The organism is Arthrobacter sp. RIT-PI-e (assembly GCF_001187915.1).
Taxonomy (GTDB): Bacteria; Actinomycetota; Actinomycetes; order Actinomycetales; family Micrococcaceae; genus Arthrobacter_D.
This window is the reverse complement of sequence record NZ_LGIU01000049.1, coordinates 30,450-45,482: the sequence shown is the minus strand read 5'-3', so window position 1 is coordinate 45,482 and position 15,033 is coordinate 30,450. Positions and strand designations below refer to the sequence as shown.

General features: G+C 68.6%; 14 protein-coding genes and 2 tRNA genes. 9 read left to right on the top strand and 7 right to left on the bottom strand.

What is annotated here, in order from left to right:
- Positions 1-33: 33 nt before the first annotated feature.
- From AC792_RS06215 to AC792_RS06205, 4 genes are all read left to right on the top strand, one after another.
- Positions 34-107: transfer RNA gene (locus tag AC792_RS06215), tRNA-Ile, on the top strand.
- A 32-nt stretch (positions 108-139) separates the two neighbouring features.
- The gene (locus AC792_RS17715; RefSeq protein ID WP_235436422.1) at positions 140-259 is read left to right on the top strand and encodes a DLW-39 family protein; all 120 of its coding nucleotides are present in this window, start codon (positions 140-142) and stop codon (positions 257-259) included.
- Positions 260-297: 38 nt separating this feature from the next.
- Positions 298-370, top strand: a tRNA-Ala gene (locus AC792_RS06210).
- Between the two features lie 76 nt (positions 371-446).
- Positions 447-1,364, top strand: coding sequence for a DMT family transporter (locus AC792_RS06205; RefSeq protein ID WP_049829698.1), 918 nt, complete (start codon positions 447-449; stop codon positions 1,362-1,364).
- A 78-nt stretch (positions 1,365-1,442) separates the two neighbouring features.
- Here the strand turns inward: AC792_RS06205 and AC792_RS06200 are convergent, their stop codons facing one another.
- Complete coding sequence (locus tag AC792_RS06200; protein ID WP_152916061.1) at positions 1,443-2,546, bottom strand: hypothetical protein; 1,104 nt, start codon at positions 2,544-2,546, stop codon at positions 1,443-1,445.
- A 181-nt stretch (positions 2,547-2,727) separates the two neighbouring features.
- Here AC792_RS06200 and AC792_RS06195 point away from each other — a divergent pair, with 181 nt between their 5' ends.
- Both AC792_RS06195 and AC792_RS06190 read left to right on the top strand, forming a co-directional pair.
- Positions 2,728-3,270 (top strand): peptidylprolyl isomerase, encoded by a 543-nt coding sequence (locus tag AC792_RS06195; protein WP_049829696.1) that lies wholly within the window; start codon positions 2,728-2,730, stop codon positions 3,268-3,270.
- A gap of 5 nt (positions 3,271-3,275) precedes the next feature.
- The gene (locus tag AC792_RS06190) at positions 3,276-4,148 is read left to right on the top strand and encodes a rhomboid family intramembrane serine protease (protein ID WP_049829695.1); all 873 of its coding nucleotides are present in this window, start codon (positions 3,276-3,278) and stop codon (positions 4,146-4,148) included.
- Between the two features lie 294 nt (positions 4,149-4,442).
- On the opposite strand, the gene AC792_RS06185 is transcribed toward AC792_RS06190, so the two are convergent.
- Positions 4,443-4,700 (bottom strand): cell division protein CrgA, encoded by a 258-nt coding sequence (locus AC792_RS06185; protein ID WP_049829694.1) that lies wholly within the window; start codon positions 4,698-4,700, stop codon positions 4,443-4,445.
- Between the two features lie 218 nt (positions 4,701-4,918).
- On the opposite strand from AC792_RS06185, the gene AC792_RS06180 reads away from it, so the two are divergent.
- The 3 genes from AC792_RS06180 to AC792_RS06175 are packed head-to-tail and all read left to right on the top strand — an operon-like array spanning position 4,919 to position 6,527.
- Complete coding sequence (locus AC792_RS06180) at positions 4,919-5,713, top strand: class E sortase (RefSeq protein ID WP_200903378.1); 795 nt, start codon at positions 4,919-4,921, stop codon at positions 5,711-5,713.
- Positions 5,714-5,718: 5 nt separating this feature from the next.
- Positions 5,719-5,886: a hypothetical protein gene (locus AC792_RS17435; protein WP_162838431.1), complete on the top strand. Its 168-nt coding sequence runs from the start codon at positions 5,719-5,721 to the stop codon at positions 5,884-5,886.
- Complete coding sequence (locus AC792_RS06175) at positions 5,883-6,527, top strand: anthranilate synthase component II (RefSeq protein ID WP_049829692.1); 645 nt, start codon at positions 5,883-5,885, stop codon at positions 6,525-6,527. The genes AC792_RS17435 and AC792_RS06175 overlap by 4 nt, the downstream gene beginning before the upstream one ends.
- Positions 6,528-6,647: 120 nt before the next feature.
- Here AC792_RS06175 and pknB read toward each other — a convergent pair whose 3' ends face one another.
- Genes pknB through AC792_RS06150 form a run of 5 tightly spaced genes read right to left on the bottom strand, consistent with a single transcriptional unit; the run spans position 6,648 to position 14,996 of the window.
- On the bottom strand, positions 6,648-8,702 hold the full coding sequence (pknB, locus tag AC792_RS06170; RefSeq protein WP_082177518.1) for a Stk1 family PASTA domain-containing Ser/Thr kinase: 2,055 nt from the start codon (positions 8,700-8,702) through the stop codon (positions 6,648-6,650).
- Between the two features lie 31 nt (positions 8,703-8,733).
- Positions 8,734-10,530, bottom strand: coding sequence for a protein kinase domain-containing protein (locus AC792_RS06165; RefSeq protein ID WP_082177517.1), 1,797 nt, complete (start codon positions 10,528-10,530; stop codon positions 8,734-8,736).
- Entirely contained in the window at positions 10,527-11,969 is a 1,443-nt protein-coding gene (locus tag AC792_RS06160) for a peptidoglycan D,D-transpeptidase FtsI family protein (protein ID WP_049829691.1), read from the bottom strand. The genes AC792_RS06165 and AC792_RS06160 overlap by 4 nt, the downstream gene beginning before the upstream one ends.
- On the bottom strand, positions 11,966-13,390 hold the full coding sequence (locus AC792_RS06155) for an FtsW/RodA/SpoVE family cell cycle protein (protein ID WP_049829690.1): 1,425 nt from the start codon (positions 13,388-13,390) through the stop codon (positions 11,966-11,968). The genes AC792_RS06160 and AC792_RS06155 overlap by 4 nt, the downstream gene beginning before the upstream one ends.
- On the bottom strand, positions 13,383-14,996 hold the full coding sequence (locus AC792_RS06150; RefSeq protein WP_082177525.1) for a protein phosphatase 2C domain-containing protein: 1,614 nt from the start codon (positions 14,994-14,996) through the stop codon (positions 13,383-13,385). Before AC792_RS06150 ends, AC792_RS06155 begins: the two co-directional genes overlap by 8 nt.
- Positions 14,997-15,033 lie beyond the last annotated feature (37 nt).

The following is a 15,033-nucleotide window of genomic DNA, read 5'->3' as shown; positions in this document are numbered from 1 at the left end:
GGTACAGTCGGTTCTCGGCCCGAAGAGGTATCGGGGCGTATAGCTCAGGCGGTTAGAGCGCTTCGCTGATAACGAAGAGGTCCCAGGTTCAAGTCCTGGTACGCCCACGGATCCACCATCGCAGGGCAAGGAGGACGGCGTGAAGAAGTTGCTCATCGCGGCAGCGGCTGCAGCGGGTGTCGTCCTGTACAAGCGGTGGCAGGATTCTGAGAGAAGTAAAGCTGTCTGGAGCAACGCGACGGACACGATCTCCCAGTAGGGACGTCCGGTGCAGGTATGCTGGACACGTCCTGATTCGGGGGCATGGCGCAATTGGTAGCGCACCTGCTTTGCAAGCAGGGGGTTCGGGGTTCGAGTCCCCGTGCCTCCACCGAACAGAAGATCCCGGTCCCCGACCGGGATCTTCTGCGTTAACTGCCCGTTCGACGGTGCACTAGTGTTGCCGGGTGATCATCTTCCTCTCGATCCTGGGCGTGATCGGGGTGTCCGCGTCCGGACCGATCATGGCCGCGACAGCGGCTCCCGTCCTCGCCATCGCATTCTGGCGGAATCTCATCGGCTCGCTCGTGATGGGCGGCCCCGCAGCCGTCTCGAAACGGGACGAGTTCGCCTCCCTGACGGCCGTGGACTACCGGCGGATCGCCCTCGCGGCCACGGCCCTGGCCCTGCACTTCGCCTGTTTCATCACCGCGCTGAAGCTCACGTCGGTCGCCGCGGCCACCGCGCTGGTCTGCCTGCAGGTCGCGTGGATCGCGCTGTTCACCACGTTCCTGGGATCGCGACCCCACCGTGCGGTGGTGCTGGGGCTGGGGGTGGCCTTCGTGGGCGTCATGATCATCACCGGCTTCGACCTCTCCCTCTCCCGGGACGCGCTGATCGGGGACCTCTTCGCCCTCGCCGGTGGCGCGCTGGCCGGCGTGTACCAGATGACCGGAGCCGTGGCACGGCGCACCATGTCCACGGGGACCTACACCACCCTCTGCTACGGTGCCTGTGCCGCGATCCTCCTGGTGCTGTGCGCCGTGACCCGCCAGCCGATCACCGGGTTCGATTCCTCGGCGTGGATCGGGATCCTCGCGGTGACCGTGATGGCACAGATCCTGGGGCACTCGGTCTTCAACCACCTGCTGGCGGTGATGAGCCCGCTCGTGGTGTCCATGATCATCCTGCTGGAGATCCCCGGGGCGGCGATCCTGGCCGCCGTCTTCCTCGGTGAATCACTGCCGGCCGGAACCTACGGTGGGCTGGTCCTGATCCTGATCGGGCTGGCGGTGGTGGTGCGCGGACAGCAACGACGGCGGACGTCGTCGCGTCCCCTGGTGGAGGGGGAGACGGCGCCTCCGCCTGCCCTCGGCGGCGACTGAGCCCGCGGCCGGTGCCACCCACGAAAAGGACCCCCGGCCTGTGGCCGGGGGTCCTTTCCATCATCCGTGCGGAGGGTGCTACTCCTTCGGCCGGTCCGAGGGGTTGCCACCGGGCTTGGCGGAGGCGTTCCCGGCGGACGTGGTCGAGGAGGTACCGGCCGGCTTGTCCGAGGACTTCGCCGCGTGCTTCGCCTCGGTGGTCTTCTCCTCGGCCTTGGCGGTCGCGGTCTCCGCCGCACCTGCGGTTTTGTTCCTGGCCTCGTCCGCCTTGTCGGAGGCGGCGTCGACGACGTCGGACGCCTTGTCCTTCACCTCTGCGGCCTTCTCCTTGGCCTTGTCCGCCACCGTCTGGGCGGCACCGGCTGCCTTGTTCTGGGCCTCGTCGGCCTTCTGCCCGGACGTGGTGCCGGTCGTGGACGTGGTGCCGGTCTTGGACCCGGCTGCGGCGCGGTCGGCGGCGTCCTTGATGTTCGCCACCACCTCCTTGGCCTCCTGCGACTTCTCGCTCGACACCGGAGCAGGGGTGGTCCGGATGGGAGCGGGGGTCTTCCAGGGATCCTCCACGGGCTTGGAGGCGCGCCAGGCTGCGACGCCGGCCACGATCGCGGAGGCGATGATCCCGAAGATCAGCCACCCCTTGCCCGACTTGCGGGGCTTGGTCTTCGTCAGGTCCTTGGACACCTGCTTCGTGGCGTCGGCGAGGCGCTTCTGAGCGTTGGAGACGGACTTCTTGTCCCCCGTGGTCTTCTCCACGACCTTCTCCACAGCCGGCGGGACGCTGATACCGGCGAGCGTGCGGGAGGCCGAGTCGGCCACTTCACCCAGGCGGGTGGAGAGCGTGGGGAGGTAGTCGTCGACGACCTTGCCCTTGGCGGAGTTCAGTGCGGGGGTGGCCTTGTCCAGGGTGTCCTGGATCTTCGGGGCGGTACCGTCGATCACCTGCGAGATGCGCGGGCCCACCTTGTCCAGACCGTCCTGGATCCTGGGGGTGACGACGGCGATGCCACCCGAGACACCGGCGGCGGCCTTGCGTGCGGAGTCCTGCAGCGCGGGTCCGGCGGTGTCGATCCCCTTCTCCCACCGCGGCTTCACCCAGCCGTAGGCGGCATCCACGTGCGGCTGTGCCCAGTCGCGCACGACTGCCACGCCGTCGACCAGGTTCTCCTCGAATTCGTGTGTCACGCGTTCGTTCTTCTTCACAAAAGCCTCCAGACGGTGGTTCCTCGTTGTCATCAGCCTACTTCGCATGGGCTGGGCGTGCTATTTGTGCCCCCCGTTCCCTTTACCGTGCACATGCATTTCACTGTGCGCTGAATGGGACCCCACCAGCTTATTGTCAGGGCCTGCGTGGAAGAATGGCCTGATGAGTGCTATTCCGACAGCTAAAGCAACCATCCACACCAATCAGGGCGACATCGAGGTGAATCTCTTCGGGAACCATGCGCCGAAGACCGTGGAGAACTTCGTGGGCCTCGCGACCGGCAAGATCGCCTGGACGCACCCGCAGACCGGCGAGAAGAGCAATGCGCCCCTGTACGACGGCACCGTCTTCCACCGCATCATCAAGGACTTCATGATCCAGGGCGGGGACCCGCTGGGCCAGGGCATCGGCGGACCCGGCTACAAGTTCGACGACGAGATCAACCCCGACCTCGACTTCCGTGAGCCCTACAAGCTCGCCATGGCCAACGCCGGGCTCCAGGGCGGCCGTGGGACCAACGGTTCGCAGTTCTTCATCACCTCCGTGCCCACCACCTGGCTGCAGGGCAAGCACACCATCTTCGGCGACGTCACCGACGCCGCCTCGCGCAAGGTGGTGGACGACCTCAACGCCATCGCCACCGACATGAGGGACAAGCCCCTCGAGGACGTCGTGATCAACAGCATCACCGTGGAACAGCTCTAACAGGGATGTCCTACGGTGTCCCCGCGCCCGACGCCGGTGGTCAGCCGGCGCCCGTCTGCCCGCGACACCCTGATCGCGTCAGCTACGTGCGCTGCCAGCGGTGCGAGCGGCCGGCGTGTGCCGAGTGCCAGCGTCCGGCCGCGGTCGGCTTCCAGTGCGTGGACTGCGTCCGCGAGCAGGCAGCCAATGCGCCGGTACACAGGAACGTGTTCGGCGGCGTCGCGCGCGGGGGCACCCCCAAGGTCACCTACACCCTGATCGGTCTCTGCGCGCTGGTGTACCTGTTCCAGCTCGTGGTACCGAGTGTGACCCAGCTCTTCTCCTACGCACCGGTGTTCACGGCCGGTGCGGGCGGGGTGATCCCCGCCGAGCCGTGGCGCATGGTCACGGCGGCGTTCCTGCACTCGCAGGGTTCGTTCGTGCACATCGCGTTCAACATGTACGCCCTCTTCATCCTGGGGAGGGTGCTCGAGCCGGCCATGGGCCGTGCGCGCTTCCTGGCGCTGTACCTGATCTCCGCGGTGGCCGGGTCCGTGGGCGTACTGCTGCTGAGCAGCCCCCTGCAGTACGTGGTCGGTGCCTCCGGTGCGGTCTTCGGCCTGTTCGGTGCCCTCCTGATCGTCCAGCGCAAACGGGGCGGGGACATCCGCCAGATCGTGGTGCTGCTCGTCATCAACGCCGTGCTCGGCTTCGTGGTGCCGGGCATCGCCTGGCAGGCGCACGTCGGCGGATTCGTGGCCGGTGCAGCCTGTGCTGCCGTGATCGCGTATGCGCCGTCGGGGGAGCGGCAGGCCCGCCTGCAGTGGCTCGGGCTCCTCGGCGTCGTGGTGCTCCTCGGCCTCCTCACGTGGCTCGGGGTGGCACTGCTTCCCATCTGACCTCGCGTGGACCGCGGGAGGGGCCGGTACGAGGGGGGAACTCATACCGGTCCCTTCTTTTTGTCCACACTACTTATCCACAGCGGGGATAACTTACACACATGTAATTCCACACCTGTGGATAAGCGGGGCCCGGAATTCCGCCGTCGTCCCTGAACCATCAACAATCTTGTGCACACCTGTGGATAACTTTCTGCACACCGTGTGCACAGCGGCGGACGACCGGTCACCGGGCATGCAGGACCGACCCGCCTACCCGTGGGCCGAGGACGGGGCCGGTGTCAGGAGCGGGTACTACCGCCAGCGGGTGGTCATGAGGAACCCGACGATCGCGATGCCGAAACCGGCGAAGATGTTCCCGTTGCCCCAGGCCTCGACGGGGAAGCGTGCCTCGGAGATGTAGAACGTGACGATCCACAGCAACCCGACGATCATGAGCCCGAACATCACCGGCTTGTACCAGGCGGGGTTCGGCTTGGGCTGCGACGACGTCGTGGTCGGTCTGGTCGGCTCGGTGGGCTTGGTTCGCTTGCGGGGCCTGGACTCGGGCATCGGATCTCCTCGACGGGGCATGATCGCGGATCAATCACACCTATGGTCTCGCTGGCCTCCCGGGACGTCCCATCACCCAGGGTTATCCTGGGGGGAGAAATCATCCGGTGGCCCGGTTCTGGGAACGATTCTAGCCAGGACCTCCCGAGAGCGGTGCATCCCGAGTGGCAGGAGCGGCAGTGTCCAGGTCAACGCTCGACGCCGCGCCCAGCCGGCAGGTGACGGGCACGGGACGGAAGCGACGCCGTCGTACTCCCTTCCAGGTGGTGGCCCAGGTGCTGGGTGAGCTCCTGATCACCGCGGGCGTGGTGCTGCTGCTCTTCGTGGGCTGGGAGCTGTGGTGGACCAACATCGAGTCCAACGTCAAGCAGGAACAGGCCCTCGGCGAGTTCTTCTCCGACGCCCCACCGGTCCTCGCGTCCCCGGCCCCCGCCGAGGTCCCGGCCTCCCCCGGCTCCGACGGGGCCGCGCCTGCGGCGGAGGACTTCGGTGAACCGGCCGTCCTGGCGCAGGGTGATCTCGCAGGCACCTTCGGCGTGGTGTACATCCCGCGGTTCGGTGAGAACTACTCGCGTCCCGTCACCTCGGGCGTCGGGTCCGACGTCCTCGACAACCTGGGTCTGGGCCACTACCCGGACACCGGTGCACCCGGGCAGGTGGGGAACTTCGCCCTCGCCGGTCACCGTCAGACGCACGGGCAGGTGCTGGACCAGATCCACACGCTCGTACCCGGTGACCGGATCTACGTGCAGACCCGGGAGGGCTACTACACCTATGTCTTCCGGAACACGGAGATCGTGCTCCCGGACCGCGGTGACGTGATCGCCCCCGTACCCACGCAGCCCTCGGCCGAGCCGGTGGACCGCATCCTCACGCTGACCAGCTGCAACCCGCGGTTCGGTGCGCAGGAGCGCATCATCGCGTACTCGGTGCTGGAGTCCTGGCGTCCGGCGGATGCCGGGCCGCCCGCCGAGATCGCCGACCGGGTGGCCCGTGCCGCCGGACAGGGGTAGCCACGATGTACGCCTGGATCTTCCGGACGCTCCCGGGACCGCTGTGGCTGCGGATCATCTTCTCCGTGATCCTGGTCCTCGCCGCCGTGGCAATGTTGATGCTCTACGTGTTCCCCTGGGTCTCCCAGTTCAATCCGCTCACAGACTCGACGATCGGTTCGCCTGACTCATGACCTCCCCCACACGCATCCTCGTGATCGACAACTACGACAGCTTCGTCTACACCCTCGTGGGATATCTGCAGGAGCTCGGGGCGGAGACGACGGTGGTCCGCAACGACGACGTCACCCTCACCGAGGCGCAGCAGATGGCCGCCGAACGGGACGGCGTACTGATCTCGCCCGGTCCCGGGACCCCGGCAGAGGCCGGTTTCTGCGTGGACCTGATCAGATGGTGCGGGGACCAGGACAAACCCATGCTCGGGGTGTGCCTCGGTCACCAGGCGCTCGCCGAGGCCTACGGGGGAACGGTCACCCACGCCCCGGAGCTGATGCACGGCAAGACCTCGCTCGTGGAACACGGCTCCACGAGCGTGTTCGCCGGGCTGCCCTCCCCGGTCACCGCCACGCGGTACCACTCACTGGCTGCCGTGAGCGACGACGTCCCCGCCGATCTCCTGGTCACCGCACGGACGGCCAGCGGGATCATCATGGGGCTCGAGCACCGCACCGCACCCCTCTGCGGCGTGCAGTTCCACCCCGAGTCGGTCCTGACGGAGGGCGGCTACCAGATGCTGGGCAACTGGCTCGAGTCCCTGGGACTGGACGGCGCAGCCACCACGGCGGCCGGGCTCAGCCCGCTCATCGCGCGCTGAGCCGACCCTGATCCGCCGCAGGCCGACCCAGATGGTCCCCGGCCCTGCCCGGTCAGGGCTCGGTCGCCGACCGCGGCGGCCGGCCTCGACCTCCGGCTGTGCCCCGTTGGTCGCGCCCGGCTAGTCGTCCTCGGTCCCGTCGTCGCCCGCCTCGTCGGGGCCGGTGGTGGGCCGACCCTCGGAGCCGTCACCGGGTCCGGGAGCCGGCGACGAAGAAGGTCGTGGCTGGGCCGATTCAACCGGTCCGGGGGTCTCAGGTGCAGGAGCCCGGGTCTCGGGTTGCTCCGGCTCGGGTTGCTCGGGCTCGGGCTCGGGTTCCGGGGCCGGTGGCGCCACCGCCACGGTGAGCACGATCTCCGTACCCTGGTCCACCTCGTCGCGGGCGCGTACCGACTGGGCCGTGACGATGCCCGGCTCCACCACGCTGTTGTCCGAGAACACGATCCGGGACGGCAGCCCGACTGCTTGATCCGCGAGTCGTGCCTCCGCCTCCTGCTGCGTCAGATCCGTGAGCAGGGGGACGACCACCCGGCCGGTGGAAAGCACCAGATCCACGGCACTGTCCGCGGGTGCTGACTCGCCGAGCTGGGGGCTGGTGCGGAGTACCTGCCCGGCTGCCACAGTGGCGCTGCTCTCCTGGCTGACCCGACCGGTCCGCAACCCGGCTCGTTCCAGGGCATCCCGGGCCGAGGCCTCCGTCATCCCCTCGAGGGAAGCGGGGACGGTGACGTTCGCAGGTCCTCGGGACACCAGGAGGTTCACCCGGGAGTCCGGCGGCACGGACGCCCCGGAGGAGGGATCCGTGCTGATCACCAGACCGGCATCCACGGAGTCGTGGTAGTCCTGGTCAGAGGACGCCCGTAGACCGGCGTCCGTGACGGCGTCCGAGGCCTCCTCCACCTCCATGCCCACGAGATCATCAGGTACGACGACCTCGGGAACCGCCTCCGTGCCGGGGTCGGAACCGAGATCGCCGATCACGAAGAAACCGGTACCGAGCACGATCAGCACGGCGGCGAGGAGCACGGTGATCCAGGCAGCGCGTGACAATCGCCGCCGGTCCTCCCGGCCGTTCCTGGCGTCCTCCATGTCGTCGGTGTCGTCCGTGCCGTCCAGGTGATCCAGGTCGTCGTCGGATACTCCGTCGAAGGCGTCCGGGGCATCGAACACGTCCGGTGCGGGATCCTCCGCCACCACCCGGTCCATCGCCGTGGTCCGCAGATCCCGTCCCGGGAGCCCGGCAACGGAGGCAGCAGCGGCGCGGGTGGCCGGGGCGGAGACGTCCAGGGCCTCCGTGGGTGTTCCGGCACCGTCCGCGAGGACCGTCCCGCGCGCGGCGTCGAGCAGCGCCGCGCGGAAGGACGGTGCGTCCTGGAACCGGTGCTCCCGATCCTTCGTGAGGGCCTTGGCGAGCACCGAGTCCAGGGCGGGCGTGACCGAGGCGTCGATGCTGCTCGCCACGGGTGGTTCCTCCCGGACGTGCTGGTAGGCCACGGACACGGCGCTGTCGCCGACGAAGGGCGGGCGTCCGGTGAGGAGCTCGAACAGCAGGCAGCCGGCGGAGTACAGATCGCTCCTGGCGTCCACGGTCTGGCCGAGCGCCTGTTCCGGGGAGAGGTACTGGGCGGTACCCAGCACGGCCTGCGTCTGGGTCATGGTGGCCTGCGAATCCGCCAGGGCACGGGCTATGCCGAAGTCCATGACCTTGACCGTGTCCTCGGGCGTGATCATCACGTTCGCGGGCTTGATGTCGCGGTGCACAATCCCGGCGCGGTGGCTGTGGTCGAGGGCGCTGAGCACCCCGGCGAGGTACGCGATGCTCCGCTCGGGCGTGAGTTCACCGGATCGCACGTGATCCCGCAGGGTGCGGCCGGGAACGTACTCCATCACGATGAACGGGATCCGCACCTCGTGCTCCGGACGGTCCAGGACCTCCTCGTCACCGGTGTCGTAGACCGCGACGATGGTGGGGCAGCTCAGTCCGGCCACGGCTTGCGCCTCCCGCCGGAAGCGGGACCGGAACAGGGGGTCCCGGGCGAGATCCTGCCGGAGGAGCTTGATGGCCACCCTCCGGCCGAGCTTGAGGTCGCGCCCGAGGTGGACGTCCGCCATGCCTCCCCGACCGATCAGCTCGAGGACCTCGTAGCGTCCGTTGAGCACACGTCCGGTGGTCAACGGACGGCTCCTCGGCACGGACCGGGCACGATCACTGCCCGGTGGTGGCGGACGGGGACGAGCTCGGGGCGGTCGTGGGGTCGGAGGGCGCCTGCGGGGTGGTCGCCGCAGGTTCCGGGCTCGGTTCCTCGGAGGGCGGTGGACCGGAGGAGACGACGATGCCGACGTTCGACCCGAGAGGAAGCACCGTACCGGCACCCGGATCCACCCGGAGCACTGTCCCCTCCTGCTGCTGTGACTCCTCACTACCGCCGTCGACGGGAGTCAGCCCGGCGTTCACGAGAAGGGTACGGACGTCACCGGCGCTCCGCCCCTGAAGATTCTCAGGCACCGTCACCACCTGTCGTGCCACCGTCACGTTGATGGTGGTCCCGGGAGTCTGTGGACCACTGGGGTTGATGTCCAGGACGGTACCATCGGCCTCCTCCGAGTCCTGGGTGATGACGTTGACGCCGAAACCGAGACCGATCAGCTCCTGCTGTACCTCGTTCAGTGGCCTCCCACGGTAGGAGGAGGGCGAGACGATCTCGCGGTCGTCCGCCTCCGTGGTGACGGGATCCGGCGTCGGCGTCGGCGACTCGGAGGGTTCGGACGGCGGTGTACTGGTTCGGGTGGGAACGGGTGCCGCGGAGGTGGTCTCCACCGGGGTAGTGCCCGCATCGTCCGTGTCCAGCAGTGGCTGGAGGATCAGGAAGGCGATCGCGCCCAGCGCCAGCAGGAGCAGCACGATCAACGGGATCAGCCAGGGGCTCCGCCGGGTCTCCTCCTCCTGCCCGTAGGCCGCGGGCTGTTCGGCGTCGGCGTCCTCCTGCGACCAGTCGCGCGACGCGGCGATGCCGGCGGCCGCACCGGCGGCCGCCGGGCCCGCGACGGTGGGCAGGGCCGACGTCGACGGCGCGGGGATCGCGGTGGTGGCCCGGGTGTCCTGGCGGGGGACCGCCTGGGTGGGAGCTCCCGAGTCCGCGGGGAAGGCGAGCATGCCCGGCACGGCGGCCTGGGCCGCACGGATGTCCCCGAGGCGGATCGCCTCGACGGCGGTGGCCAGGCTCTCGGCGTCGCCCGGCCGGTCGGCGGGATCCTTCGCGAGCATGGAACTGATCAGCGCGCGGACAGGATGCGGGACGCTGGTGGGCAGGGGAGGCGGGGCGTCATTGACCTGCGCCAGGGCGATCGCGATCTGCGATTCCCCCGAGAACGGCCGCCGCCCGGCGAGCAGTTCGTAGCCGATCACGCCCAGGGCATAGATGTCCGAGGAACCGGTGGCCGGCTGACCCGTGGCCTGCTCGGGGGCGAGGTACTGGGCCGTGCCCATCACCTGTCCCGTGGCCGTCAGCGGCACCTGGTCGGCGAGACGCGCGATCCCGAAGTCGGTGATCTTCACCCGGCCGTCCGGCATCACCAGGATGTTGCCGGGTTTCACGTCACGGTGCACCAGACCCTGGTTGTGCGCCACGGCGAGAGCGGTGGCCGTCTGACCCACGATGGACAGCGTGCGGTCCGGTGGGAGCACCTGCTCCTTCTCGATCACGGCCGACAACGGCTGACCAGGGACGAGCTCCATCACGAGGTAGGCGGAGCCGCCCTCCTCGCCGTAGTCGAAGACGTTCGCGATCCCCTCGTGGTTGAGCAGGGCGGTGTGACGCGCCTCCGCCCGGAATCGGTTGAGGAACGCAGGATCGCCGGAGTACTCCTCCTTGAGGATCTTGATCGCGACGACGCGGCCGAGGATCCGGTCCCGTGCCTTCCACACCTCGCCCATGCCGCCGATGGCGATGCGCTCGGTCAGTTCGAATCTGCCGCCCAGGGTGATTCCCGACGTGGGCCTCATCTGTTCAACACCGCCTCCATGAGTCTGCTGGCACTGGGTGAGGTCAATTGCTGACCAGTGGGGATGTCCACGTTCTCCATCACGATCGATACTGCTACCCGCGGATCGTCCGCGGGTGCGAATCCGGTGAACCAGGCGTTGTCCCCGGTCTCGGAGACCTCCGCGGTCCCTGTCTTGCCGGCCACCCGGACGCCCGGGATGGCGGCACCCCTGGCCGTGCCGTTCTCCACCACGTTGACCATCCAGTCCGTGAGCTGGGCGGCGGTGTCCTCGCTCACGGACCGGCGCAGCACCTCCGGCTGGGGGGAGTCGATGAGCTCGAGGTCCGCCGCGCGCACGGATCGCACCAGCTGGGGCTTCATCTGCTGACCGTCGTTGGCGATCGCCGACGCCACCATGGCCATCTGCAGCGGGGTCACCCGGGTGTCGAACTGCCCGACGGCGGACTGCGCGAGCTCCGGGTCGGTCAGGTCCGAGGGGAACACGCTGGCCTCCACGTGCGTGGGGATGGCGAGCTCCTCGCCGAACCCGAACCGCTCGGCCTGCTCCCGGATGGCGTCCTCGCCGAGATCCAGGGCGATCTGGGCGAACGGGGTGTTGCAGGACTGCTCGAGCGCGAACCGGAGGTCCGCCGTCGTCCTGCTCGCACACCCACCGGTCACGAAGTTGGGCAGTGCGTAGTCGATGCCGGGGAACTGCAGTGCGGGAGGATTGGGGATCTCCGAGCGCTCGTTGTACTGGCCGGACTCCAGGGCTGCCGCCGCATCGACGAGCTTGAACACCGACCCCGGTGCCACCAGCGATTCCGTCGCCGGGTTGGCGTAGATGGACAGTCCCGGTTCCTCGCCCAGCGCCTCGGCGTTCTGCAGGGCCACGGAGGTGTCGTGGACGGAGAGCAGATTGGGGTCGTAGCTGGGCTTCGAGACCATGGCGAGGATGTTCCCCGTACCGGGTTCCATCACCACGATCGATCCCCGCTGCCCGTCCGGGATGAGATCCCAGGCGAGCTGCTGGAGCTGGGGATCGATGGTCAGCTCCACGGACGCACCCTGGGCGTCCACACCGGAGAACAGCTGGACCATGCGGTCGTAGAACAGGGAACTGCTGGTGCCGGCCAGGATGGAGGACTCACTGTCCTCAAGTTGCGTGGACCCGAGGGAGAGCGAGTAGTACCCCGTCAGGTGGGCGTACAGCTCCGGGTCGCGGTAGGTGCGCTGGTAGTTGAACTGGTCGTTCGTGGGGACCGACTCCGCGACAGCGCGGCCGTCCACGAGGATCGCCCCCCGCTGGCGGCCGAACTCCTGGTACAGCTGACGGTTGTTCCAGTCGTTGTTGGCCAGGGCCTCCGCCTGGAAGAACTGCACGTAGGTGAGCGAGCCGAGCATGAGGGCGAACATGCCGATGGCCACCACCCAGGCGCTGCGGATGGCCTGGTTCATCGGGTTCCCTCCTTCGACGTCCGCTTCCTGACAGGCTTGCCATTGGCCCCCACGGGCTCCGGGAACGAATCCTTCATGGGGTCGGTGGGCGCGGGTCTGCGCGCCGTCTCGGAAATGAGCAGGAGCAGGGCCACGATGAGCCAGTTTGCCAGGAGGGACGAGCCACCGGCGGACATGAAGGGCGTGGTGAGTCCGGTCAGCGGGATCAGGCGGGTGATGCCGCCGATCACCACGAAGCACTGGAGCGCGATGGTGAATGATAGTCCGCAGGCCAGGAGCTTGCCGAAACCGTCCTTGGTGCCCAGCGCCGCGCGGATCCCGCGGGAGACCAGGATCACGAAGAGCAGCACGATCGCCGTCAGCCCGATCAGCCCGAGTTCCTCCCCGAGGGCCGCCACGATCATGTCGCTGTTGGCATAGGTGACCAGATCCGGCCGGCCCTCGCCGAGCCCCGTACCCACGAGCCCGCCGTTGGCCAGGCCGAACATGCCCTGCACCACCTGAGCGCTCCCGCCGGGGAACCTGTTGTACACCTCGGGGTCGAAGGCATTGATCCAGGAGTCGAAGCGCAGGGCCACGTGCGGGAACAGCTCGAGGGCCACGAACACGCCCACACCGATCATCGCCAGGCCGATCAGCACCCAGCTGACCCGGCTCGTGGCCACGTAGATCATCACCATGAAGAGACCGAAGAAGAGCACCGAGGAACCGAGGTCGCGCTGGAACACCAGCACGCCGATGCTCACCAGCCACGCTGCGGCCATGGGCGCGAGGTCGCGGAACCGGGGCAGCTGGAGCGGGCCGATCTTCTTCCCGGCCAGGAGGATCAGATCGCGGTTGGTGGATAGATACCCCGCGAAGAATATGGCGAGGGTGATCTTCGCGATCTCGCCCGGCTGGAAGGTGCCGATGCCCACCGAGATCCAGATCCGTGCACCGTTGATCTCCAGCCCCAGCGGCGTCAGCGGGAGCAGGAGCAGCACCGCGCTGACGATCAGGGAGATGTAGGTGAACCGGCGCAGGAGCCGGTGGTCACGGAGGAGCAGGAGGAAGACGGCGGCGGCCGCCATGGCCACACCGGTCCACTGCACCTGCGATGGTGCCACCGGGACGAAGTTCGGGTTCGCCGCGGCGGAGGAGAAGTCCAGCCGGTGGATCATCGCGAGGCCGATGCCGTTCAGCGTCACGACCACCGGAAGGATGATCGGATCGGCATACTTGGCCCTGATCCGCAGCACCACGTGGATGAACAGGCCCATCAATCCGAGGGTGAGCACCTGCGTGTAGAAGTAGTCTCCGAACGCCTCCTCGTTGTCGAGCCCCGCGAGGTAGTTGGCCAGGCAGACCACGACGAGGGCCACCAGCAGCAGGACGAGCTCGATGTTCCGCCGCGACCGCGGGACCGTCATGACATCACTCATCGGACGTACCTCCGCAGTCAGCGGCCGCCGCGGCGTCGCCCGGTGAAGCAGTGGTGTCCGGCGAGGGTGCGGCCTCCGGCGTGGCCGAGGTGCCGGGCGATGCCTCGCCCGTTGTTCCAGCCGCTGCCCCGGGGCTCGCGCTCGCGGACACCGTGGGAGCAGCCGTCGGCGTACCCGGCGTCGGGGTGCCGGATCCTGGGGCGGTGGCGGGCGCGGTCGGCCGGGAGGTCGGGCCAGCGGAGGGGGCGGGCCCGGCGTCCGCGGGGGCGCAGGCGATGGCGCGCAGCTCGCTCCGGAGGTCGCCGACGATCCGCTCGGCCTCCTCGAGGCTGGCCGCGGGCAGGCTGGTGGTGACCTGCGATCGCTGGTACTCGGGCAGGTTGGAGACCGGGATGTCCGTGGTCTCGTAGAGCTTGCCCAGGCTGATCGGACCCAGCGACTGCGGTACGCCCGTGAAGATGGCCACGCGGTTCTCCGCCGCCGCCACGTAGTACCGGGTCTGCGTCCAGGTGTAGCCGAACCCCAGGACCGCGACGAGGATGAGGGTCATGAGCGAGAGGAACGCCGGGACGAGCCAGCGCCGTCCGCGGGAGGAGGCGGTGGTGTCCTCGATGTCCTCGGTGCCCTCGCTGACGGGATCTCCCCCGTGGGTCAGCAGCATGGCGGCCCGGCGTTCCGTGGAGCGCTGCGTCACGATGGGGATCTGCCCCGTCTCGGTGGCCAACGCGGCGGATCCCACCAGTACGTGGGGGCGGGTCAGCAGGTCACGGCGGATCACATCGGCCCGAATGGCTGCTCCCGGGAGGTCACCGTTGCCGTCGATCTCCCGGGACGCGGCGGAGCCCTCACCGGCCGGGGTGTCGCGTTCCCCCGCCGCCTGACGCGCCGGCGGGATGACAGCAGGGGGTGCGGCGTCGTCGTCGTCCGCCTCGGCCACCTCCACCACGGCGATCGTGATGTTGTCGGGCGACCCACCGGCGAGGGTCATGTCCACGAGGGCGTCGACGCACTCGCGGAGATCGTCCGTGGTGCGCATGATCTGCTCCACCATGCGGTCGCTGAGCACCGCGTTGAGTCCGTCGGAGCACAGCAGCCAACGTTCCCCGGGTTCGGCGTCGAAGGACTCCAGGTCCAGTTCGGGGCTGGCGTCCACGTCCCCGAGCACTCGCATGAGGACGTTCTTGTGCGGGTGGACCTCCGCCTCCTCCGGGCGGAGCCGCCCCTCCTCGATGAGGCGCTGCACGAAGGTGTGGTCCGTGGTGATCTGCTCGAAGGCCCCGTTCTTCAGCCGGTAGGCGCGGGGGTCGCCGATGTGGGCGAGCCGCAGCCGATCGTCCTCGAGCAGGATCGCCGTGACGGTGGTGCCCATGCCGGCGAGCTGCGGGTTGGAGGCCACGAGTTCCGAGAGCAGCGAGTTGGCGGTCTGGATCTCGTCCGCCAGATGCATGGCCGCGGCTCCGCCGTGCTCGCCGTGGTCCAGGTGGACGAGGTCCAGGACGGTGGAGGCCGAGGCGACGTTGCCGCCCGCGTGCCCACCCATGCCGTCGGCCACCACGGCGAGGTAGCGGCCCACGTAGGCGGAGTCGTCGTTCTTCGCACGCACCATGCCCACGTCGGAGCGGGCGGCGAATCTCAGGGCGAGC

Bases quoted from the DNA above. Each gene is read 5' to 3' on its own strand.
- AC792_RS06195 (WP_049829696.1), top strand. From the start codon at position 2,728: ATGAGTGCTATTCCGACAGCTAAAGCAACCATCCACACCAATCAGGGC.
- AC792_RS06190 (WP_049829695.1), top strand. From the start codon at position 3,276: ATGTCCTACGGTGTCCCCGCGCCCGACGCCGGTGGTCAGCCGGCGCCC.
- AC792_RS06185 (WP_049829694.1), bottom strand. From the start codon at position 4,700: ATGCCCGAGTCCAGGCCCCGCAAGCGAACCAAGCCCACCGAGCCGACC.
- AC792_RS17435 (WP_162838431.1), top strand. From the start codon at position 5,719: ATGTACGCCTGGATCTTCCGGACGCTCCCGGGACCGCTGTGGCTGCGG.
- AC792_RS06175 (WP_049829692.1), top strand. From the start codon at position 5,883: ATGACCTCCCCCACACGCATCCTCGTGATCGACAACTACGACAGCTTC.
- AC792_RS06165 (WP_082177517.1), bottom strand. From the start codon at position 10,530: ATGAGGCCCACGTCGGGAATCACCCTGGGCGGCAGATTCGAACTGACC.
- AC792_RS06160 (WP_049829691.1), bottom strand. From the start codon at position 11,969: ATGAACCAGGCCATCCGCAGCGCCTGGGTGGTGGCCATCGGCATGTTC.
- AC792_RS06155 (WP_049829690.1), bottom strand. From the start codon at position 13,390: ATGAGTGATGTCATGACGGTCCCGCGGTCGCGGCGGAACATCGAGCTC.
- AC792_RS06150 (WP_082177525.1), bottom strand. From the start codon at position 14,996: ATGGTGCGTGCGAAGAACGACGACTCCGCCTACGTGGGCCGCTACCTC.